The 21,653-nt window shown below is 52.6% G+C and carries 17 protein-coding genes and 3 pseudogenes; 3 read left to right on the plus strand and 17 right to left on the minus strand.

What is annotated here, in order from left to right; all coding sequences use genetic code 11:
- Positions 1 to 38: 38 nt before the first annotated feature.
- The 6 genes from ATW55_RS02000 to ATW55_RS02025 form a co-directional block, all read right to left on the minus strand.
- Positions 39 to 1,328: an MFS transporter gene (locus ATW55_RS02000; RefSeq protein ID WP_067711543.1), complete on the minus strand. Its 1,290-nt coding sequence runs from the start codon at positions 1,326 to 1,328 to the stop codon at positions 39 to 41.
- Between the two features lie 161 nt (positions 1,329 to 1,489).
- On the minus strand, positions 1,490 to 2,584 hold the full coding sequence (locus ATW55_RS02005; RefSeq protein ID WP_067711546.1) for a polyprenyl synthetase family protein: 1,095 nt from the start codon (positions 2,582 to 2,584) through the stop codon (positions 1,490 to 1,492).
- A 20-nt stretch (positions 2,585 to 2,604) separates the two neighbouring features.
- Positions 2,605 to 4,923, minus strand: a complete 2,319-nt coding sequence (locus tag ATW55_RS02010; protein ID WP_067711552.1) for a diguanylate cyclase — start codon at positions 4,921 to 4,923, stop codon at positions 2,605 to 2,607.
- A complete protein-coding gene (locus tag ATW55_RS02015; protein ID WP_067711559.1) occupies positions 4,910 to 6,415 on the minus strand; it encodes a prenyltransferase/squalene oxidase repeat-containing protein in 1,506 nt (501 codons plus the stop codon). The genes ATW55_RS02010 and ATW55_RS02015 overlap by 14 nt, the downstream gene beginning before the upstream one ends.
- Entirely contained in the window at positions 6,408 to 7,319 is a 912-nt protein-coding gene (locus ATW55_RS02020) for a terpene synthase family protein (RefSeq protein ID WP_067711562.1), read from the minus strand. Before ATW55_RS02020 ends, ATW55_RS02015 begins: the two co-directional genes overlap by 8 nt.
- 132 nt (positions 7,320 to 7,451) lie before the next feature.
- A complete protein-coding gene (locus ATW55_RS02025) occupies positions 7,452 to 8,912 on the minus strand; it encodes a recombinase family protein (protein ID WP_067711566.1) in 1,461 nt (486 codons plus the stop codon).
- A 354-nt stretch (positions 8,913 to 9,266) separates the two neighbouring features.
- Here ATW55_RS02025 and ATW55_RS02030 point away from each other — a divergent pair, with 354 nt between their 5' ends.
- Complete coding sequence (locus ATW55_RS02030) at positions 9,267 to 9,497, plus strand: hypothetical protein (RefSeq protein WP_067711569.1); 231 nt, start codon at positions 9,267 to 9,269, stop codon at positions 9,495 to 9,497.
- Positions 9,498 to 9,568: 71 nt separating this feature from the next.
- Positions 9,569 to 9,826 carry a hypothetical protein gene (locus ATW55_RS02035; protein WP_067711573.1) on the plus strand — a complete coding sequence of 86 codons (258 nt, stop codon included), beginning with the start codon at positions 9,569 to 9,571 and terminating at the stop codon, positions 9,824 to 9,826.
- A gap of 108 nt (positions 9,827 to 9,934) precedes the next feature.
- On the opposite strand, the pseudogene ATW55_RS02040 reads toward ATW55_RS02035, so the two are convergent.
- The 4 genes and pseudogenes from ATW55_RS02040 to ATW55_RS02050 form a co-directional block, all read right to left on the minus strand.
- Positions 9,935 to 10,792, minus strand: a pseudogene (locus tag ATW55_RS02040) (SpoVR family protein); the annotation flags it as partial.
- Positions 10,789 to 10,935, minus strand: a pseudogene (locus ATW55_RS16650) (sporulation protein YhbH); the annotation flags it as partial. The pseudogenes ATW55_RS02040 and ATW55_RS16650, both read right to left, overlap by 4 nt.
- Positions 10,908 to 11,111: a hypothetical protein gene (locus tag ATW55_RS02045; protein WP_067711579.1), complete on the minus strand. Its 204-nt coding sequence runs from the start codon at positions 11,109 to 11,111 to the stop codon at positions 10,908 to 10,910. The gene ATW55_RS02045 and the pseudogene ATW55_RS16650, both read right to left, overlap by 28 nt.
- A 127-nt stretch (positions 11,112 to 11,238) precedes the next feature.
- Positions 11,239 to 13,158: an APC family permease gene (locus ATW55_RS02050; protein ID WP_067711853.1), complete on the minus strand. Its 1,920-nt coding sequence runs from the start codon at positions 13,156 to 13,158 to the stop codon at positions 11,239 to 11,241.
- Between the two features lie 109 nt (positions 13,159 to 13,267).
- Between ATW55_RS02050 and ATW55_RS02055 the strand changes: the two genes are divergently transcribed.
- The gene (locus ATW55_RS02055) at positions 13,268 to 14,830 is read left to right on the plus strand and encodes a recombinase family protein (protein WP_067711582.1); all 1,563 of its coding nucleotides are present in this window, start codon (positions 13,268 to 13,270) and stop codon (positions 14,828 to 14,830) included.
- 49 nt (positions 14,831 to 14,879) lie between these two features.
- Here the strand turns inward: ATW55_RS02055 and ATW55_RS02060 are convergent.
- The 7 genes and pseudogenes from ATW55_RS02060 to sat form a co-directional block, all read right to left on the minus strand.
- Positions 14,880 to 15,275: pseudogene (locus ATW55_RS02060) on the minus strand (DUF444 family protein); the annotation flags it as partial.
- Entirely contained in the window at positions 15,250 to 16,773 is a 1,524-nt protein-coding gene (locus tag ATW55_RS02065) for a recombinase family protein (protein WP_067711585.1), read from the minus strand. The gene ATW55_RS02065 and the pseudogene ATW55_RS02060, both read right to left, overlap by 26 nt.
- A gap of 45 nt (positions 16,774 to 16,818) precedes the next feature.
- Positions 16,819 to 17,025 (minus strand): hypothetical protein, encoded by a 207-nt coding sequence (locus ATW55_RS02070; protein ID WP_067711589.1) that lies wholly within the window; start codon positions 17,023 to 17,025, stop codon positions 16,819 to 16,821.
- 89 nt (positions 17,026 to 17,114) lie between these two features.
- Complete coding sequence (locus ATW55_RS02075) at positions 17,115 to 18,020, minus strand: acetamidase/formamidase family protein (protein WP_067711593.1); 906 nt, start codon at positions 18,018 to 18,020, stop codon at positions 17,115 to 17,117.
- Positions 18,021 to 18,053: 33 nt separating this feature from the next.
- Positions 18,054 to 18,809, minus strand: coding sequence for a sirohydrochlorin chelatase (locus tag ATW55_RS02080; RefSeq protein WP_067711596.1), 756 nt, complete (start codon positions 18,807 to 18,809; stop codon positions 18,054 to 18,056).
- Positions 18,806 to 20,515: an NADPH-dependent assimilatory sulfite reductase hemoprotein subunit gene (locus tag ATW55_RS02085; RefSeq protein WP_082685456.1), complete on the minus strand. Its 1,710-nt coding sequence runs from the start codon at positions 20,513 to 20,515 to the stop codon at positions 18,806 to 18,808. Before ATW55_RS02085 ends, ATW55_RS02080 begins: the two co-directional genes overlap by 4 nt.
- A complete protein-coding gene (gene sat / locus ATW55_RS02090) occupies positions 20,512 to 21,648 on the minus strand; it encodes a sulfate adenylyltransferase (RefSeq protein WP_067711600.1) in 1,137 nt (378 codons plus the stop codon). Before sat ends, ATW55_RS02085 begins: the two co-directional genes overlap by 4 nt.
- Positions 21,649 to 21,653: the final 5 nt, after the last annotated feature.

Below are 21,653 nucleotides of genomic sequence, written 5' to 3' on the forward strand. Positions count from 1 at the left end.
CCGGCGCATTCGCATTTCATCCGATCGATTCGACACGCTCAAGCATTTGGTTTATAAGGTGATTGGATCTGCTCCAAATCGCCGAGCAAAAAAAGGTAGCAAAAAATCCCGATCAACAACACGATCCCCGCGATGAGAAAACCCAGACCAAAAGACCCCGTCCCACCCGCGATATACCCCGTGATGATCGGAGCCAAGATCCCCATTAAATTATTGAAAAAATTCATGATGCTACCAACTAAGCCCACGGTTCCTTTGGGTGCGATGATTGCAGGAATACTCCACCCGATCGGCGCCGAAAATGCGAGACCGCTCAGTGCAATGGTGATAAAGACAATCGCGACTTGTGGACTGTTCGTAAAGCCTGCTCCAGCGACTGCAAGACCTAGAATCATCCCCACAATGAGAAGCGTTTTTCGCACACGCGTGGGATTTTTTCCGCGTTTGATCAAAAAGTCAACCAACCATCCACCAATAACAATATCAGCAATGGTTGCAAAGATCCAAGGGACAATCGTGTACATACTCGACTTTAAGACAGTCATGTGCATCTGTGTCTCAAGATACCCAGGCAACCAGGTGAGCAACAGATAGAACGTATACCCATACGCGGCAAACCCGAGTGTCAATCCCCACACTTTCCGGCGGCCAAGAAGATACCCCAGATTTCGCCCGACACCTCCCGGCGCCTCTCCACTCTCTTGCGCTCCGCCTTCTACGATATAGGCACGCTCTGTCTCCGATAGTTTATTTGACTCCCCAGGATCACGATACCAAATCCAGTATGCAACCGCATACATTAGGCTCAAAATGGCAGTCATGTAAAAACCGCCGCGCCAGCCCCACTGTGTGACAGAAAGCGCCACCAACGGAACGCCGATGACGTTCGAAAATTTGGCAGCCGCATCAAACGCAGAAGTTGCCAACCCCCGCTCATGAAGCGGAAACCAGTACCCTGTCGCTTTTGCCGCTCCTGGGAATGCAGGCGCCTCTGCAGCGCCTAGCAAGATGCGGGACAAGATGATAAGACCCATGCCGCCAACGGCTGCGGTCATAAAGGTGGCGATCGACCAGATCAATGTCCCCACCCGCACCAACCATTTGACACCTATCTTATCGAGTAAAGCGCCAACCGGAATCTGAAGGATAGAATACGACCAGGCAAAAGACGAGAGTACCCATCCGAACTGGGCGCTGGACAAATGATACTCTTGCATCAGCGGTTTCGTAGCCACTGACAGGTTGGTACGGTCAAAGTAGTTGATGATAATTCCTATGCCGATAAGAAGCGCGATTCCCCATCGGAGATTTCCAACCTTCTGTTTCATGGCGACCCTCCATTCGTGATTTTTTCGAATCAAGTATAACGTTTTAGTATAACGATATACTAAAACGTTATACGCATTGTAGCACGGCTATTTTAAAAATAACAGTGCCTCTATGCATTCTATGCACTGCATGTCGATGAATGACTGCAACTCATTGTATCTTATGTGACGAGTTCATTATCGCGCCTCGTGTAGCCCTGTAACGTAGAAATCTGTTTATCGATCACGTAATTGACCCATACGCGAATGCGCGCCTTGATCGCCTCGTCTCCCGCAATTTCGTCAAGCGCCTGCATTGCAATTTTAAGATATTGAAATCCGATCTCAAGGCTTTTCGATAGCGAATCACAGCGGTTCAAGAGTTCCATCATGTTCATCAAATCGCATTCGTTGAGATCTTCCTTCTCATAGTAGCGGTGGATCACTTGTCGATCGACATCCGTTTGGCAGTTTTCATGCGCGTAGATGATCGGATAGGTTTTTTTGCGGTGTTGCAGATCCAGACTGGGCTTGTCAAGTCCCTGTTCGCGGCTTCCCCAGATCCCCACAACATCATCAAAAATTTGAAAGGCTAAACCGACATTTTCTCCAAATAAGCGACACAGCGCCAATTGTCGCTCATCCGCATTCGAACAAAATGCACCGAGGTGAGCCGCCGCCTCAAATAAGGCTGCCGTTTTTCCGGTGATTACCTCTAGGTATTGCGTCCTCGTGACATGGTTTCTGCTTTTCGTAAGTTCCAGATCAAGTTGCTGTCCATTGCATACCCTCCACATTGTGCGATTGACCGATTGAATCAGCCATGGGAGGTGTGCAGGACTCATCACATTTTTCGGATCCGCAATCGCTTCATAGACCATCGTCTGCAACACACACCCGACGTTGATCGCCTCATCTTCTCCCCACAAACTCCAAACAGAGGGACGGCCGCGGCGGATGGTGTCGCGATCCTGAATGTCGTCATAGATCAGCGAAAAACTATGGATAAACTCGATAGCCGCAGCTACAGGAAACGAGTGTTTATAATCAGGGGCAAAAAGCATGCTCGTCAAAATACACATCATCGGTCTCCCACGTTTGCCGATATTCCCAAACTCCAGTTCAGAAAAATCGAGATCGCGCCAACCGAGATGGTATTCGATCACATTGCGGATTTTGCCGTCCAAGCCCTTTTCAATCACAGACTTCATATAGGCATCCAATTCTTTCATGATTGCATCTTCGCTCAGTTGTACCTTGGCCATTTTACGTTTCAAATTATGCCATCCTCGCATCATCAGTTTGCAATCACAGAGATTTCTTCCTGAATCATTTCATGAAAGTGTCTCCATACCTCTTGATCGAACTGTTCATCGACTAAGTTCTCGATTGTGAACAACGCCTTCTCGTAAGACATTGCAGCCTTATAGGGGCGATTGGAAGTCATCGCGTCAAACGCGTCACAAATGGCCACAATCCTCGCTTCGATCGGAATTTCTATCCCTTTTAGCTGATGGGGATAGCCATTTCCATTCACCCACTCATGATGATAGCGCACGATAGGAAGGTACCCTTCGTAAAGATGCAACGGCTTTAAAATCTCGGCGCCAATTGTCGGGTGTTCTTTGATCATCTCGTATTCTTCTTTGGTGAGTTTCGCAGCTTTTGTCAAGATATAATCAGGTATTCCAATCTTCCCGACATCGTGAATAAGCGCCCCGATGCGAATGGTCTCAACCTCTTGATCCGTCAGCCCAAGACGCCGCGCGAGTCGCTCCGCATAGAATGAGACACTCATTGAGTGTTCATATGTACCCAAGTCCTTTGCCTTTAGCGCCGCAAGCAGCGTTTCCACCATCTGTGGATTCACGATATCAAGATCCCTCTGCACAGACGCTATAGCATCTGCTAACTCGCGATGCTCGCCAAGTGCCGTGAGATGATCGTCCTGCGATTCACCGAAAGCGTGCATGGACTCTGCCGATCGCACGACATTTTTACCCGCATGTTTTGCCTCATAGAGAGCAAGATCGGCAGCGTGAAAAAGAGTGTGAGACGTCACACCTGACTGTGGCGCGGTAGCAACGCCCAAACTGATCGAAAGTGTCGCAAGCGCCTGGTTTTGCGTAAAATGTCTATAATTCTTTGCACGAGCGCGAATCGACTCCGCGACAGCAAGTGCATCCTGATGGGGTACCCCTGGCAGTATGATGACAAATTCATCCCCGCCAAAACGAGCCGCGATCCCTCTCTCTTTAATGGCAGGACGAATCATCTCTGCGACGGAGCGCAGCGCCGTATCGCCAATCGAGTGACCATACATATCATTAAACTGTTTAAAAGAGTCGACATCCAGCACGATCAAAGACAAAGGAGTATTCTGTTCGACTACTTTTTTTATTTCGTCATTCAGATATTCATGTAAAAAACGGTGATTGTATAATCCAGTCACCGAATCCGTAACAGCCTGCATCCTTGATTGAGTGTACATCAGTGAATTGGTAATCGCCGCAGAAATTCTGAGTGTAAAAACAGACAGCGCATTGAGCGTTGTTTTTCTCAGTTCTTGTGAAGGTTTATGAGTTTTTAATAAATATAGCGTGCCAATCTCCGTCTCGCCGGTAAACAATTGCACAGATACGAGATTGTACATGATGTTTTCCTTGACGTTAAGGATGTGCGCCAGTTTGGAATTCATGTGACACTCTACCAGTTCAACTGAAGACTCGCCAGAGATCCGTTTCTGGAAGATCGGCGATAGGCGAGTGACATCTTTAAATAAATCGACAATATACATCATATCTTCTTCGCGCATGACAGCGTCCGTCCGTGCGCTTGAGTAATACGGGCGGTCATAACTGTCTTTGAGGTCGCGCGGCAAAAAGGAAAGTCCACTTCCCTTGGGGAGAATCAGCGCAAATTCCGCGTCAATCAATAGACGCGATTGCGTCACGGCCACTTCTAAAACTGAATCGAGTTCGAGATTCGCATTGAGTAGCGCCGTGCTCTCGTTCAAGTGGGCATGCGCCTGATCCAATTCCCGTTGCAAATCAAGTTCAACCTGCCGCGCTTTATCTCCCACATACCCCACAAAAATCCCGGTGGTCGCAACAAACCCCATTCTAAATAATATGTTCGCCAAATCGTAGACCAGGTGAACGGGACCGCGCAAAAAGATGACAAGCGAGTAAAAAACGATCGACAACAATGTTGAAATGCCGGCAGCACGACCGCCAAAGCGAATCGCAGAAAGGATTGCGATCAAGAAATAGACCACGAAAAAATCAGAGTGAATTCCTCCTGTGATAAACACAACGGCAGACGCCATCATGATATCCCCGACCGTGATGATGGCCGGTTTCAACAGCCATTCCCTCTTTTTTGCAATAATATAGAACTGAAACACCATATTATAGACTGCGGCAAACCCGATAATTCCAAACATAAAAGCAGCCCACTGATACCCCAAAAAAGGCACAGTCACAGCCGCACAAACGATGCCAAGCCAACGCACAAATACAATGCGCTTTTCCATGATGACTACCTTTTCAATCTCGCTAAGTTCGCCCCACTGCGTCGATTTCGTCAGGAGTTGGAACTCTTCATCCTTTTTCATGAGCGCCCCTCCATCTCTGGTACAGCGCGCGCGCGCTTAGAATGGTTGCGTCGATCACGTACGTTGGTGCGTAGAGCCCTTTCCCGATCCAGAGCTCAGCGTAAGTATTGCGCACGTCTTCGCGGTTTAAAAATTCGCTCGCGCGGGCCAGCCGCTTGTCCACATCAAAAGAATAGGGAAGCGCGAGTGTCAAAGCCTGTACACAATACGCGGTTTCTTCCGCTGTTCCCCTAAAAATTCCCCACGAGCCGTCAGATCTTTGTGATTCAAGCAAATAATCGACTGCCGCATTCACAAGCGGCTCAGACAATCCCCGCAATGCCAGAATCGCATGTGCAGTTGTATAAAAAGGCGAGGCATGCCATTTATCTTTCCAATACGCGTTCTCCTGCCGAACATCACGCAAAAACGCAAGGATTTTATCCGTATGCGCCGCCACTTCCCGCGGATCGTACGCACGCAGCGCGTCAAGGATGTGAATATTGGTAGAAACCGACGGATTACGCTCATAAGGAAAACATAAAAATCCGCGCTCTGCCTGATAAAAATCCAAAAACTGAAGCGAAACCGGACGTCCGGCGCGAGCCAGGACATTGGCGGCAAGCGCGCTGTCATCCGCGTCTGGCATCAACCCATCGCGCGAGATTCCGACTCCCTGCGGCTTGAACGACGCTTCAATCTCTCGCAGCCCATCCCGCATTCCCTCCAGAGTAATTCCAGCCAACTGTAGATTGAAATACACCCACGCTGTTTCGAAGATTTCAAACGGTTGAACATTGCAGACTCCGCCATCTTCCGATCGATCTACAATCTGGCGCAAATACGCCTCAAGGCGCGGATCACCCGTTTGCCCATAGACAAACGCCGAGGCGGATGGAGAGTTTCCAATGGACCCGTTGACTGAAACAAGCTGTGCCAAGCGATCAGGCTGTGCGTTTTTTCCGAGAAATTCAATACTGTGAATCAAGGGAGACTCCTCGCCATAGATCCACGACGGAGGAACAACGCTCAGTTTCTTTTTTCCCAGTTCCCCCACCCACGCGAAGACTTCAAAAGGCAGACGATGACCCAAGCCTTTTGCCTCCTCAAGCAGTGAAGGGAAAAGCAGTTCAAATCCGATCGTTTCATCACCATCTGCACGCAGCCGCTCACCGTTTTTTGCCACGTAGTCAAGGGCGCGTGAGATGCGTCCTTGATCTGCCTCATCGCGCAATGCGGTCAGTGCATTGACACTCGCAAGCGTAGAAATCATTCGGTCGTGAAGCGACTCATCCCGCGCGCCAAAGCTGCCGTCCGCGTGCTGATGCGCACGCAACCAAGCAATGGTTGTCGGGAATTTCGGAGAACCGTCCCGCTCCTTTAAGCGCGCCACCCACGAAGTGTCATAGGCGATCGATCCCATGGCGCCGCCCTGCAAACGGCTGATCAACTCACGGGCTCTGCGCTTTATATCCTCTGTCACAGCGTCGTCGTCACCCGCGCGTTCAAACATGGTGGATCTCCCCCGCATCAACGGTGTGAAAGTCGTGCTCATCATAAAATGACAGTGAAAACAGGGTGACATTTGACAGCATCCGCATTGGAAGAACGGAGTCATCTACCAATTCAAGAAACTGTGCGCGATAGCGCTCCAATTCTTCCCGCAAAAAAGCAAGCGCCAGTCCTTTTGCAACATCTGGTGTATTACCCTCTGACTCGTACTTTTTTTCCATGATCACAAGCGCGTTTAAATTTCCCTCTTTTTTCTCTTTTTCGTATGTACGCATGTCATTTGCGAGTCGAATGCTTTTCGCCGACAACATCATCATCTCTTTTAAAACATCAAGATTGGGCATTGTCTCTTCGTGAGAAGCAAGAATCCACGTCGATACGACGTAGAGCGGCACGCCAATGCTAAACGCCCCATGTTCGAGATATTCATCATACGACGGCAATCGATCGTTTGGGCGCGCTTCAAGAAGCATCCCGCGAATCATTCGAAAATAGGCTTCTTCCCAAACACCGCGCAACGCGAAAAAAAGCGGTCTCTCTTTTAATTGGTCATAAAGATCTTTCAATACGCATCCATACACGTCAGACGCATCCTGATCACGCGTGATGATCCATTCATAGCGCTCAAGACATTCATCCAATTCTTCATCCGAAAGCAATTTACGATCGATTACATCATCGATCGTAAAAATCCAAACAGGAATAACGACCATCTTTTTCAAAAGCGACACGGGCAGAAAATAGCCTTCCGTCGCAGTTGTCAATGCCGTTGCCGGGAATCGAACTGAATCAAACTCAGGAAATGGTCTATAATACTGGTACAAATGTTCCAGCAACTCACTAGTCACTCGATAAATTTCTGCTCGAATGTCGTCTGAGTGATTTTTAATCACCGAATTGGCCATCCCGATCCCTCACACGTTCAGTAGATACGAAGAACCTTGCCACACATTCGACATCACAATAATCCTACTGATTCGACACAGACCACCGAAAATCCTCCAAATTGATCAATCTTTTGCATCACACGCTATTCTTCATGTTTTTGGATGCAATACAATTTCGAGATCCTCACTCCCGTGAAGGACAACACTGCGAATCCATGTGCGCAGTTTAGCCTTCAGCCAAGCAGGCGGAAGCACAGAAAACGCGTCACCCAATGTGATCGCCCGCAAACTCAGGCGCTCTTCAAGCAACCTCGTGTCAAACGGCTGATCATGTGTTGACACGACCTTTTCGTACTCCGCAGCGCTCTGTTCAAGCGAAGCCTTTTCACGCGAAAGACTGTCCATTTCGATGAGCCCTGCCGCGTACGCCTCGACCTGCCTGGCATAGCGCATTTTTGCATAGTGCAGCCGCTGCTCAAGCTTTGCCGTCTGCTCCGTCCGTACGTACTGAATTGAAGCAGTATGCCGCGCGCGATTCACAGGCTCAACAAAACGCTCAATCGCCTCTACAAACCAGCGCTCCACATCATCCGCGCGATAGGGCTTGCTCCTACAGATGGCCTGGTTTCGATATGCAGAGCAGCGATAAACGCGTGTTCGCCGAGGGGAACCAGACCACCCGATGGACATCGCTGCACCACATTCCCCACACCGCAAGACCCCGCCCAGCAGATGGGGACTGGCTTGCGCGCGCGGAGGAACGCGCACATTGCTCGCGATGCGCTGCTGTGCCTGATGCCAAAGTGCCTCTTCAATAATCGCGGGATGGGCAAAAGGCATGGCCACCCACGCCTCTTCTTCTTTAACCATGCGACGCTTTTGGCTTGAATCGACGCGATTCCACACAAGCGTCCCTACATAGGCAGGATTTTGCACCATCATTTTGACGCCCCGGATGGACCACGCCTTACCGTTTCGGGATGGAATGTGCTCTTGGTTCAACGCCTTGGCGATCTGAAAATAACCCAAGCCATCTTCGACAAACATGCGAAAGACACGCCGCACAAGGTTAGCCTCAGGTTCATAGATGACTAATTTTTTTGCGTCAAGCCGATAGCCGTACGGGGCTTGTGTCAACCACTTGCCCGTTTTAGCGGCATGCAGCATGTTGTCAAAAACGCGCTCGCGAATTCGTTCACGCTCAAACTCCGCGACAGCTCCGAGCACCTGAAGCGTCAAACGGCCGGAAGGCGTCGCGGTGTCAAACGATTCACTTGTTGAGACAAACGACACGCCGTGTTTTTGAAACAGTTCAATCAGCGTCAGCAAATCGAGCAAGCGCCGACTCAGTCTGTCAAGTTTTGTCACCATGAGCCGCTCAATTCGGCCCGTCTGCACATCCTGCAACAAATTCTCAAGCGCCGGCCGCTCCATGTTTTTTGCCGAATAACCATCGTCAATGTATTCAACCGCTTCCACGACCCAACCCATTGCGCGACAGTATGCGTGAAGCCTCGCCTTTTGTTCATCAAGCGACACGCCTTCTTTCGCCTGCTCATCCGTGGATACGCGACAGTAAATCGCAATCTTTTTCTCCGCAGTTTCACGCATCGCCGATTTCGCTCACCTCACCAAGGCATTCGAATCACGTCTTCTCTATGCCTATGAGTGGGTGGCGCATTCTACGTCCTGTCTCTGTTCAGCTACTCTCTACGGTAGATTTCAATCCCGAATTGGTCAATGTGGCGTTTCAGGGGAAGGTGTGCAATGTCACCATAGTTGTGTTTGAAATTTCCCAGTGCTCGACTGCCGAACAGAATAACCCGCTCAATTAGTCCGTTCACGCCGATCTCCTCAGCAAACTTTCCCGTCAATTCAGCTATGGATTCATCATATCACAAAGCAAATTGCACAGGGCTGTCCCGCTATTCTCCACTCATATCCATGAACATGGGGTGAGGAAAGATGGCCGTTCGCGTCAGATTTTCGATTAAGATAGGCGATGCCGAACAATCGTTTACACAACTCGCTGAAATCCCGGATTTAACCGTGAGGACACATCTAGAGCAACAACTCACCACGTGGTGCAAATCTGTCCGCGAAACGGCCTTGCGCACATGGATTGAGCAAGAAACAAACGAAGACATCGCGCGCGCGGCACAGATTACATTCTTTGATAGGGAATCGGAAAAATAGGATGTTTTTGGCATGTCATGTGTGCTATCGTACAAACGTACGCCATGGATTCTTCAAAAGGAGTGTTCATCTTGGAATTCGACTGGAAATCTTGGTTTCTGGATGTGTGGGAAGAGAATCGGCGGCTCACGAATTTTGTTGCGCGCGACTTGGTCGCCGCAGAAGCGATGGACAAGCAGCCCGTAAATGGCATGCGGCCGTTTCGCGAGATGCTCTTTGAGATTTGGGGCATTGAAAACGCCTATCTGAGGGGTCTGGCGCTTGATCAATGGCTATGTCTACCTCCGGCTCTTGGGCAAAGAACCGCCAGCGTTTTTCGTTCGCACTGACGTTGGCGAATAACAACTCCCCTTGAATTTACATTAACAAAGGCGCTCTAACATTGCCTCCTTGTTTGGGATCCCAGGATATCCCGAATCACTCGCACCAATTTGGATCATCGACACTCTGCGCCAAAAAGCATCTTTATAACCCGAAGCCCAGCCTTCGTTCATGATTTTCGTTTCAATCTGCGGCCAAAAATACAGCATCTCCTCGCGGATCACTGTAAGCATATCGCGCTGCCACTCCGCGAGGATCTTGCTGTGCGAGAGCAAAAACAACAACAAGTCCTTTTGCGGCGCGTCTTTTGCGAAACCTTTTGCTTTGCGATCTTCTGCTTTCTTTGCATCCACCTTCTCACGGCCAGCTAACCGTTCATCCAGCGCAAACAAATCATCATACTTCCCGGCGCGCACCGACTGCTCCTGTTCCTCACGCAAATCCGGTTTCGTATGCGGATGACGAAATGCGCGCTCTGATGGATCAATATGCTCCTGCAAGGCGAGCGCCGCATCCAAGAACGCTTCTACCTCATCCTTGCCGTATTGCAACTCATAGGAGCGAAAACGCTCTGCACTGGCCGCCATACTCTCGACGACATTCCGCGAGGTGCGGTGAAACATCATGTTGTTTTTAAAAAAATCACAGTGCGCAAGAACGTGGGCGCTCACCAATTTGTTTTGCACGAGTGAGTTGCTGTCAAGCAAAAATGCGTAACACGGATCTGAATTGATGACCAGTTCATAAATGCGGCTAAGTCCCAGATCATAATCCATTTTCATGCGGTGGAATGCTTTACCAAACGACCAGTGAGAAAAGCGTGTCGGCATTCCTTGATACGCGCCGAACGTGTACAACACGTCGGCGGGTACCAGTTCGAATCGCATGTCGTAAAAGTCAAGCCCAAACCCTCGCGCGAGTTCCATCATACGGTCGATCGACGACTCAAGTTCGCGAATCTCATCCGGCGTCACGGTGCAGTTCCTCCCTCTGGCGCGGAGAAAAAGGTGCGCAATGCCTTGTAGATCTCCGCTTTATCCTTGATGACCGCACAGCGAAAGCGCGGTGAACGAATATTGCGGTAGGCGCTCATGAGCGTGGAGCTTCGGTTGTATTGGTAGAATCCTCACGCCTCTCTGCCTGTCCATCCGCCGTTGTCACGCGCTGCACCGCCTCGCAAAAATCGCGATACAGCGGAGTCTCCTGTTCTCCCACAAACGATTCTGCACCCCATTCACCGCGGACATGAATGGTCACGATCGCATGCTCCAGATGATACGTTGTTGACGGCATAAAAAACACCTCCCCTATCTTAAGAGGATATGGGAGGTGCACTTGTCTTTATCTCGAAAATAACGGCACAGCCGATTATTTTTCTCGCAGACGGTGACGCGAAAGCACCCTGCCACCGTCTATCCTTTTAATCATGCAAATGATACGGAATGGTTGTCACCACGACATCGCGGTGTCGCAGAAGCCAGGCGCGAATCACGAGCGACGTCTGATTGTGCAGCATATTGTGCCACCATTTTTTAGGCACAAACTGAGCGATCATCACGTGAACATGATCCGGCTTCCCGTCTTCCATCGACTGAAGTCGTCCGATAAAGCGCGATAGCGGATAGAGGATGGATCGGTACTCACTTTTGACGGTGATCAAGCGGCAGGGACACTCCCAGTCATTCCACTTCTTCTCAATGCGATCGATCGACTCGTCATCAAACCCGATATAGAGCGCGATCACTTCGTTGTTGATGCTCTTTGCAAAAGAGAGGGCGTTTAGCACGACGCGATTAACCCCCGAGACGAGCACGACGGTGATCACGCGGTGCGATTGTGGGCGGATGCACGACATGTCGATCCGCAACTCGTTGGCGATCTGTGTGTAGTGACGGCGCACAGACAGTGCGATAAATAGCAGGATCGGCAGCACGATGAAGATAATCCACGCGCCACTTGTAAATTTTGTCACGGCGACGACAATCGACACAACCATGGTCACGATCGATCCGATCAGGTTGATCGTCAACTTTGTCCGCCACTTGCTGCCCTTCTCGCGAAGCCAGTAGCGGACGAGCCCGACCTGCGCAACGGTGAACGCGACAAAGACGCCGATCGAGTAAAGCGGAATCAGGTTGTCCGTCTGTGCATTAAAAACGACGACGAGAATTGTTGAGAACGCAGCCAACACGATCATCCCGTTTGAGTATCCGAGACGATCGCCGCGCAGCATGAGCGCGCGCGGGAGAAAGCTGTCGGCCGCGACGAGAGCCGCCAACTGCGGAAATCCGGTAAACGTGGAATTGGCCGCGAGGATGAGCACGATAAACGTCAGCCAAATGATGATTTGATAGATCGGACCATAGCCAAAGTAGAGGGAAAGGAGTTGGGATTCCATTGTCGTGTTTTGCATGACATTGATCCCGTTGACATAAAGGTGATACGAGAACCCAAGCAGTGTCACGCCTGTAATCACGCCAAGCGCAATGTACGCTTTGATCGCACCTCTTGTTTTCGGTTCGCGAAAGATCGGAACCGCGTTTGAGATTGTCTCAATTCCAGTCAGTGAAGAACACGCCGCACTGAACGACTTTAACAAAAGCAGTGAGGTGAGCTCTTTTGGGATCGTGCCAAACGGCGGGGTCACGGGCTGAACAAAACCGTGATGAAACTCTTGCACAAAACCAGTGCCGATCAGAAAGATCATGGCGAACATAAACAGGAATGTGGGCCACGCAAAAATGGTCGCCGATTCAGAAACCCCGCGCAGATTCACCACGAGAATGAGCAGGATACATGCGACAGAAAGAATGGTTTCATGCGGAACAAGCATAGGATAGGCGGACGCCATCGCCTGGATCCCAGCGGTAACCGAGACGGCAACCGTCAAAACATAGTCGATCAAGAGCGAACTGGCCGCGATGAGCGAGATGATCGGGCGTTTGAAATTATCTTTTGAGATCGCGTAGGCGCCGCCGCCATTCGGATACGCGATAACGCCCATGATATACGAGGTGACCAGAATGATCAAAAGTAAGACGGTAGCCGCGGTGACGGGAAGAATCAACCACTTCGCATCGACACCGAGGTGCGCGTTGACCGTCAGTTCAGTGATTCCAGCCTCCGGACCATAGGCAACGGAAGAATAGAGGTCGGCGGCGAGAATGGGCAAGGCAATCAGCCAAAAGAGACGATTGTGTTTAGAGTGGAGTTCACGCGTACGCATAGGTGATCCGACAAGTACGCGTTTGAATGTATTAAAGTTTAAAAACGCATAGAGAATGGCTACGACTGAAAGGGTGATCACTGCCGAATCGAGCCACGGACGAAACAACGCCATGTTATAAGGGGCCTCCATCATTTCTTGCATCGACGGATCTTCTGCGAGTTCAATGTGACCCATTATACTCCAATGGATGGAAAGCGCAATCCTCTCAGGAGGGCTTCATGTGACGATAAATAGAACGCCGGAAGGCGTCGCACAAAGCAGCTTGCAGCGTTTACGAGCCGCGCTCTACCTGCGCAAATCGCGTGCTGATCTCGAAGCCGAAGCGCGCGGAGACGGCGAGACACTTGCCAAACACCACCGCGCGCTATGCGAGCTCGCTGAGCGCCATGCCGTCAAAATTCTCCACACCTACCAGGAGATCGCCTCAGGGGAGCACATCCTTGAACGCCCACAAATGCAACAATTGCTGCATGATGTGGCAGATGGACGTTACGATGTGGTGCTCTGCATGGATCTCGATCGCCTCGGGCGCGGCAACCTGATCGATCAGGGCGTGATTCAGGAAACGTTCAAGCGCACCGGGACACGCATCCTGACGCCGCGTAAAGTATACGACCTGCGCGACGAATTGGATGAGGAGTGGACCGAATTCGAGGCTTTTCTCGCTCGCCGCGAATTAAAGTTGATCACGCGCCGCATGCAGCGCGGCCGCGAGCAGAGTGTGAAAGCGGGGCGCTCGATCAGCAAGCGTCCACCGTATGGCTACCTGCGCACAGATGATCTAAAGCTGCTGCCCGATCCCCAGACTGCGCCGGTTGTACAGTGGATCTATGCACTGGCCTGCCAATCCCTCGGTCCATCGGCAATCGCCAGGCGCCTGTGCGCCATGGCGCTGCCGAGTCCGTCTGGAAACGCCGTGTGGTCACCTTCATCCGTGCGCTTTATCCTTGAGAATCCAGTCTATCGGGGTGCACTTGTGTGGGGTCGCGTGCGCAGCCACAAGGTGCGCGAGGCAGAGCGCGCGCGCTATCGCCGTGTCTTGATGAGTGAGGAGATGTGGATCATACGCGAAGGGAATCACGAACCGCTCATCGATGGTGCGACATGGGAGCGCGTCAACAGCATCTCCAGACGGCACCCCGCCCCTATTTCCACAAGCGGCAGAAACGTCCATCCCCTCGCCGGACTCATCTTCTGTGCAACATGCAAGCGCGCCATGATTCGACAACCTGCGAAAAATCGTCCGCACAATGCGCTGCGCTGCGCCACAAAAGGCTGCCCGACGCGCAGCGCACGCTATGAGATCATCCTGCACGCCGTACAGCGCGCACTCTCCGAGCAGTTTCACGGCATCTTTCTCGCAAACATTGAGAAAGCACCAGAGAATACAGTCCTATCCCATTCGCTCGCACACGTCATTGCGCGCACGCGACAGGCGCGCGAGGAACAACTGAAGCGTATTTGCGAGATGTATGAACAGGGGATGTATACACGCACGCAGTTTCAGGCGCGCTACGATGAGGTGACAGCGCAGTTACGCCAAGCCGAGCGATCCCTTGAAACATGGGAGCGATCACACAGCGTGCAAGGCAGTGCCGCAAACCGTCCCATTAAGCCTGACCCACCGCCTGAGCGCGTTGAGCCATCACGCCTCTTTCTGACTTCTACAGGAGCGTCACTGCGGGAACTCCTCGTCAAAAGTGTGCGCAGGATTGAATACACACGCGCAGCAAATAACACAAATGGGGAGTTGCCGCGCCTTGAGATTGAGCTTCTCTTCTAGGGGATGGTTTTAGGTTTTAGGGGAGACAGGAAATGGATGACAAACTTAAAGCAGTGCGAAGAGTGCACAAACAATTCAATTGATTGACCTCACCGTATCCAAAAATGTTGCACCGTCCCATCAGTTCATCCACAAGGCGTACACACCGCTCATTGTCTGAAGTGAGATTGTCTCCGTCCGAAAAGTGCACAGGGTAGATGTTATAGCGCGATGGCGGGTAGCTCTGGTCAATCAGATCGAGTGCCGTTTGATACGCAGAGGAACAGATAGTGCCACCGCTCTCGCCCTTCGTGAAAAATTCATCCTCTGTGACGACGCGCGCCTCCGTGTGGTGAGCGATGAACTGAATGTCGACTTTTTCGTAGCGCGTGCGCAAGAAGCGCACCATCCAGAAGAAAAACGTGCGCGCCATGTACTTCTCAAACGTTCCCATGGATCGGGGTGTCGCCAGATGAAGAAAATGTGTACTGGATCAGGAGTGTGCGATCACGCATGACAAGCGACGCGATGAACATCCGCAGCCAGTAGCGGCTCATCGCAGGTTCATCCTGTGCGAGATCGACGAGCCGCGCATAGATCTCGTGTACGCTCTCGTCTCGCCGCGCTTCATCTTGCGCCATCCGGGCAAAAAGCGCGTCACGTTCTGCCGTCAGCCGCGCGATGCGCGTTCGAATCGACGCGGCCTGACTCGCAAGGACATCATCAGTTTGCGCCGCGATCCACGCCTCCGTCAACCGCGCGAGTTGGGCGTCGACGCGCTCCCGCGCGCGCTTTATCCGCTCGCTCTCCTTTACGCGCGCGCTTTTTACAACCTGTGCGAGCGCAGGGATGCCAACCTCTCGCAAGCGCTCAGACAAACGCGTAAACACATAGGATTCAAGCGCTTCTGCAGGCACACTTGCTTGTGCGCAAGCCCGCCTTCCGGCGTGATGGTATGTGCGGCAAACATAGTAGCGATAGATCCGCTTTTTTGAACGCTTGACCTGCGCGATCATGGGCGCGTGACAGCAGCCACAAGCGAGAATGCCTGTCAACAGGTGCCTTGTGCGCGGCGCCTGACGGCGGGCGCGCCCGCGACGCATTTGCGCCATTTGTATAAGACCTTGGGGCACAAGCGAAGGGTGTGCGCCGTGCACCACCACCCAGTCTGTCCGCGCATTCGGCATTCGCCGCTCTTTTTTCTTGCCAGGCACATCACTGTCATAATCACGGACGGTGCGATCCGTTCGCCGATTGTAAATCAAATGTCCGGCGTACACTTCGTTGTCTAGAATTCTTGCAACCGCTGTCTGTGAGAAGGGATTCCCAGCAGACGTCTTTTCACCGCGCGCGTTCAACTCGCGTGCGATCGCCGCGCACGAAACGCCATCCAGTGCATATCGCGAAAAAATGGCGTGAATGAGTGGCGCGCGCGCTTCATCAGGCACCAGATGCCCGTCACTTCCAACGCGATAGCCGTCAGGCGGCGTCCCCCCGACCCAGCGGCCTGACTTCGCCTTCTCTTTATTGCCAAGCCGCACACGCACTCCAATTTTCTCAGCCTCATACTCAGCGATCGCCGCGTGCATCGTGAACATGAAGTTTGAGTTTTCTTTCGCTGAATCATAGCTTTCCTCATAAGAAAGCACGCGCAAGCCCCGCGCGCGCAAGCGGTCAAGGACGTCGAGCGCTTCTTGCGTGTTGCGTGCAAGTCTCGATATTCCTTTAAACAAGACAACATCCACTTCCGATTTCTCTGCCGCCTCCATGAGGCGCCTCATCGCAGGTCTCGTCCAGATGGAGGTCTTTGTCGCAGAAATCCCCTCATCCTCAAAGATAAGGTGATCCAAAACCTCCCAATCCGCCCCTTTTCGTTTGGCAAACTCACGCAGGAGCGAAACCTGATGGTCGACCGACTCTCCCTGGCGGTCGGTCGAAACCCGCGCATAGATTGCACAGCGCATCCGTCTCCCTCCCCGCCGTTTCCATCCCGCAAACTGCGCGGCCTTTCACTTCACACGCAGGTCCTCATCTGACGGCCACGTCTCGATGATCCGCTGCAAACGCAGTTCAAGAAGGGCCTGAAGCGACGCCTCTCCATCCTGTTCCTCAACGCGAAAGCGAGCACGAAACTGTTCCGCCCGCAAAAATCGCGCGCAAGCCTCCTCGCTGCGCAATGCCTCCTCCTTTTTTTCCGAGTGATTTCCGGTTGTCATGACAGTTCCTCCTCACAGGAAAAAAGAGTAACGGCGCAAAACGACCGTTACTCTTTTACCCTATGTGAAAAACATGCTTCTCTATGACCCTATGCAATCGCAAATGAAAATCCGAGTCGCTCTGCATACGCGCGCGGCAACTCCATACGCGCCGTCTTTTTCGGATCGACCACCTGGCAGATCCGCAAACTGCCCACAGCGCTCAGCAACAGCACCGCTTCCGCCCGTTCCATTCCGCAGAAACCTTCAAGAAAATCCACCATGTTTTTCGTCGCCCGCGTCGCCGCTTCGTCGAGACGCTCCTCTGACGCAATCGTGATCACATTCTCTTCATCCATCAGCATCGGAAGTTTCCACGCCAACCCCTTGATCACGTGTACGCGTACCGTCACTTTTCCGGCAATCTCCATGCCGCAGACCGCCACCTCACCGTCAGCCATCGCTGCGTGAAGATCGCCCATCGCAAGCAGCGCGCCCGGTACATTTACCGGCAGCAGAAGCGTTGCACCCGCGCGAATCTTCGTGCAATCCATATTCCCTCCGTGATCGCCGGGCGTGCCGCATGGGACGTCCGTGCCTGCGGGCGCCGTGCCAATCACTCCGATCATCGGGGAGAGCGGGATACTCAGCGCAGACGAGAAATGGGCGAAACCGTCACGGATTTGCACCATGCGAATCACATTCTCTTTGAGCTCATCTCCGAGTACGCCAAGATTGGGGCCTGTGGTCATCACGCCTTGCTCTGCCACATCAATCGCCAAAATCTCGACGGAAAGTGTATCGCCGGGATCTGCACCCTCAACATAGAGTGGTCCTGTCGCTGGATTGATGCGCTCCCAGTCGAGCGTTCCAAAGTCTTGATCTTCGCGCACAATCTGATTCTCAAAACAGTCACACGTGTGAAAAACCACGGTCTCCCCGCTCACCGCGCGTGCGACAGGCGCGTGATTCTGGCTCAGTGCGTAGACAAGCTTATCACTGGAAATCTCCAGCATGCTGTTCCTCCTTCGAAACTCGTTTTGATTCATCTATTCTATCGCGTATTTCATAAAATTTGCACGTTGATTAGCCTGATGATAGAAAAAATCTTCGACAAGCGGATGCCTCCCCAAAGGATCGGCACACACGAGCAGTCGCCCCTCGCGCTTTGCGTCTAGGCATACCGCTTGAATCTCGCGCAGCACAAAACCTGTGAAAAGGAGATACGGAAGAAGAATGGCCGCATTGCGCGTAGAGCGCAATACATCCTTTAGCCGCGGGCCAACGCCCACGATCGAGCAGGGAAGAACCGGGCGCGAGAGTCTGTCAGACAGTGCGCGAGAAGCTCTTCGCACATCTTCCCACGCGGCTTGATCACTGCTTCCGCGCACCACGAAAAGAACGGGCGCGTCAACGTATGCAGGGTGATAAAAAAGCACATCCTGTACGCGCAAAGCTGCCGCCTGCAAAAGCTCTTCGGCGTTTCCAGCAGGCGGTCCAATGTAAAAGGAAACGTCACCATAGCGCGCGGCAAGCGTATGGAGCGCACCTGGAATGTCGTGTTTGAGATGGCCCGCCGCAAAGAGGACGTACACAGAGAGATAGATGGCCCTGCATCCAGCGTCCAGTTGCACCTGTGCGGCCGCTTTAATGAGCGGCGCGCGCAGTTCCAAAAAACAGCGAGACACACGCAGCTCACCATCGCGTGTGTCAAGGCGCGCTGTGACGCGCTCTGTCAGCGCCACAAATTCATCATTTCCCACATCATCGCGCGTACCGTGTCCGACAAGCAAAAGCGCCTTCATTGCGCGTCTTTTGCCTCTGCCAAAGCGCCTGCGCGCAGCGCCTCGAACCCAACCCGATGACAATAGTCGCCAAAGCGCTCCGCCGCTTTGCGCCCGACTTTATACTGAAGCAAAAGTGGCCGCAACGTGTCGACCGCCTGCGTGATCGGCAACAGTTCCTGGTAGAGCGCGTTCATCCGCGCACCGTTGAAGTCTCCGCCCAAAAAAAGATCGTACTTGCCAATCGTTCGCCCGACAAACCCGATGTCCCCGATATAGGGGCGTGCGCATCCGTTAGAACACCCCGTCATGCGAACGCTCATCACTTCGTTTTGCAGCCCAAGTTCGAGCAGCAGTTGATCGATCTCCTTGAGTACATCCGGCAGCATCCGCTCCGACTCAGCCGTCGCCAAACCGCACGTCGGCAGCGCGGGACAGGCCATCGCGTAGCGCACGACGTTGCTCAATTGTTCTGCAAGCGAAACGCCCGCTTCTAAAAGCAACGCCTTGATCGCGTCACCCTGCTCCTCTGTCAGTCCGGAAAGGATTAGGTTTTGGTCACATGTCAAATGAACCTCTGGCGCGTATGTCTGCATAATTTTGCGCAGCACCGAGCGCAATTTCATCTGGTCCGTATCGTGAATCCGCCCATTCTGCACGTAGATCCCAAGTGCATAGCGGCCGTTTTCTTCCGGGTAAAAGCCCAGATGATCACTCGTCTGCTCCCATGTGAGCTCGCGCGGAGCCGTCAGCGGACGGCCGAGTCGTGCGCTCAACTCTTCGCGAAACCACTGAAGGCCGCGCTCATGCAGGAGATACTTGAAACGCGAATAGCGGCGGTCAGCGCGATTGCCAAAATCGCGCTGAATCTTTACAATTTCGCGGCATGTCTCAATCAGCTGATCTGGCGTGACAAAGGTGAGCGGATCAGCCATTCGCGGAAATGTGTCAGCGATCGCTGCCGTGCGTCCCATGCCCCCGCCGACCAAAAGGGTATAGCCTGCGACCATTTCTCCGTCGCGATGCGCCACGATCCCGAGGTCATTCGCGTAGACATCGACGCAATTGTCGCCCTCAACCGCGAGCGCCAGTTTAAATTTACGCGGCAAGTAGGTCTTTCCGTAGAGCGGCTCTTCCGCTTCGCGATCGTCCGGTTGCCACTGCTCGCCATCCAGCCAGATCTCGTGATACGCATGCGTTTTTGCAGACAATTCATCAACCAGCGCCAGCAAGTCGCGCCGCAGCGCTTGATGAAACGGACTGCGGTGTGGCGCAGGGCACATGAGAATGTTTCGCACCTGATCGCCACAGCCACCAAGTGTCGTGATCAGCACATCGTTGATGCCGGCGATCGTTTTTTTCAAATCGCCCTTTAGCACGCCGTGAAGCTGGAACGTCTGCCGCGTCGTGATGCGCATGGTCTTGTTCCCGTACTGTTCTGCCAGCCTGTCAAACTGCAGATATGCAGAAGCCGGCAATACGCCACCCGGAATGCGGGCGCGAATCATCATCTGATAGTGTTTCTCGCGACCCTCTTTTTTCAGTTGCTTGCGCAAATCGCGGTCGTCTTGTTGATACACCCCGTGAAACTTGAGTTGCTGGATGCTTTCTTCTGTGAAGAACGACGCGTCATTTTGCAGTTCCGCTGCGATCTCGCCACGCAGTTGGTTGCCTTCGCGCTTGATGATCTCAACATGCGAAATGGCCGTTTCTCGATCTACACTCACGTCGTTACCTCCGCAAGTCCCGCCACGAGAACATCCGCCACCTCGGGACGCGTAAATTTAGGGGATGGGCGCTCTCCGCTGCGCAGAATCGCGCGCACCTTGGTACCGGACAATATATAGCGGTGCTCTGCATCGTGCGGGCACGTTTTGTCAGACGCCATTCCGTCGCAGCGCTCACAATAAAAGCTGTTTTCAAAAAAGAGTGGTTGGATGCCTAACTCTTCCACCGTGAACGAAGAAAAGATATGCTGCGCATCATACGTTCCATAGTAACTCCCGACCCCTGCGTGGTCGCGTCCGACGACAAAATGAGTGCATCCGTAGTTCCTGCGCACAATCGCGTGAAACACGGCTTCGCGCGGCCCTGCATAACGCATCGCGGCCGGGTATGCGGCGAAAAAGACGCGGTCTTTCGGATAGTAGTTATCAAGCAGCACTTGATAGCTTTTCATGCGCACGTCCGCCGGAATGTCATCCGCCTTTGTCTCGCCGACGAGTGGATTCAAAAACAGCCCATCGACAATCTCAAGCGCACACTTTTGGATATACTCATGCGCGCGATGAACCGGGTTGCGGGTTTGAAAGCCAACCACGGTCTTCCATCCACGCTCTTTAAAGATCTCCCGCGTCTTCGCCGGATCGACATAAAAGGACGCAAATTCCGTCGGCTCAAAGCGGCGCAGCAACTCGATATCGCCACCGACATAAAACGGCTCGCGAGCATAGAGTTTTTTCACACCGGGGTGCGCCTCATCGGTCGTGCGATACACCGCTTGCGCCTCGCGCTCCTTGTCATAGCGATAGACATCGCCAATCGTGATCACTCCATAGATAACGCCGTTTTCATCGGTGAGCGCCGCGCGCTGCCCGGTCTTGAGCGATCCCGCCAACGCCTCTGAGACAGGGAGGGTGACAGGAATCGTCCACACCGCGCCTGACGTCAGGTGCATGTGATCGAGCACATGCTCATAGTCTGCCTTGTTTGAAAACCCGGTAAGTGGTGAAAACGCGCCAATCCCGATCAGTTCAAGGTCAGAGAGCGACCATGTTGTCAAAGGAATCTTCACCATGGACTCCGCCTCTTGCAAACATTCACTGCGCTTTGCCTCTTCTACCATGCGATTGACGATCATAACTT

It is taken from the genome of Ferroacidibacillus organovorans (assembly GCF_001516615.1).
GTDB lineage: Bacteria > Bacillota > Bacilli > Alicyclobacillales > SLC66 > Ferroacidibacillus > Ferroacidibacillus ferrooxidans_B.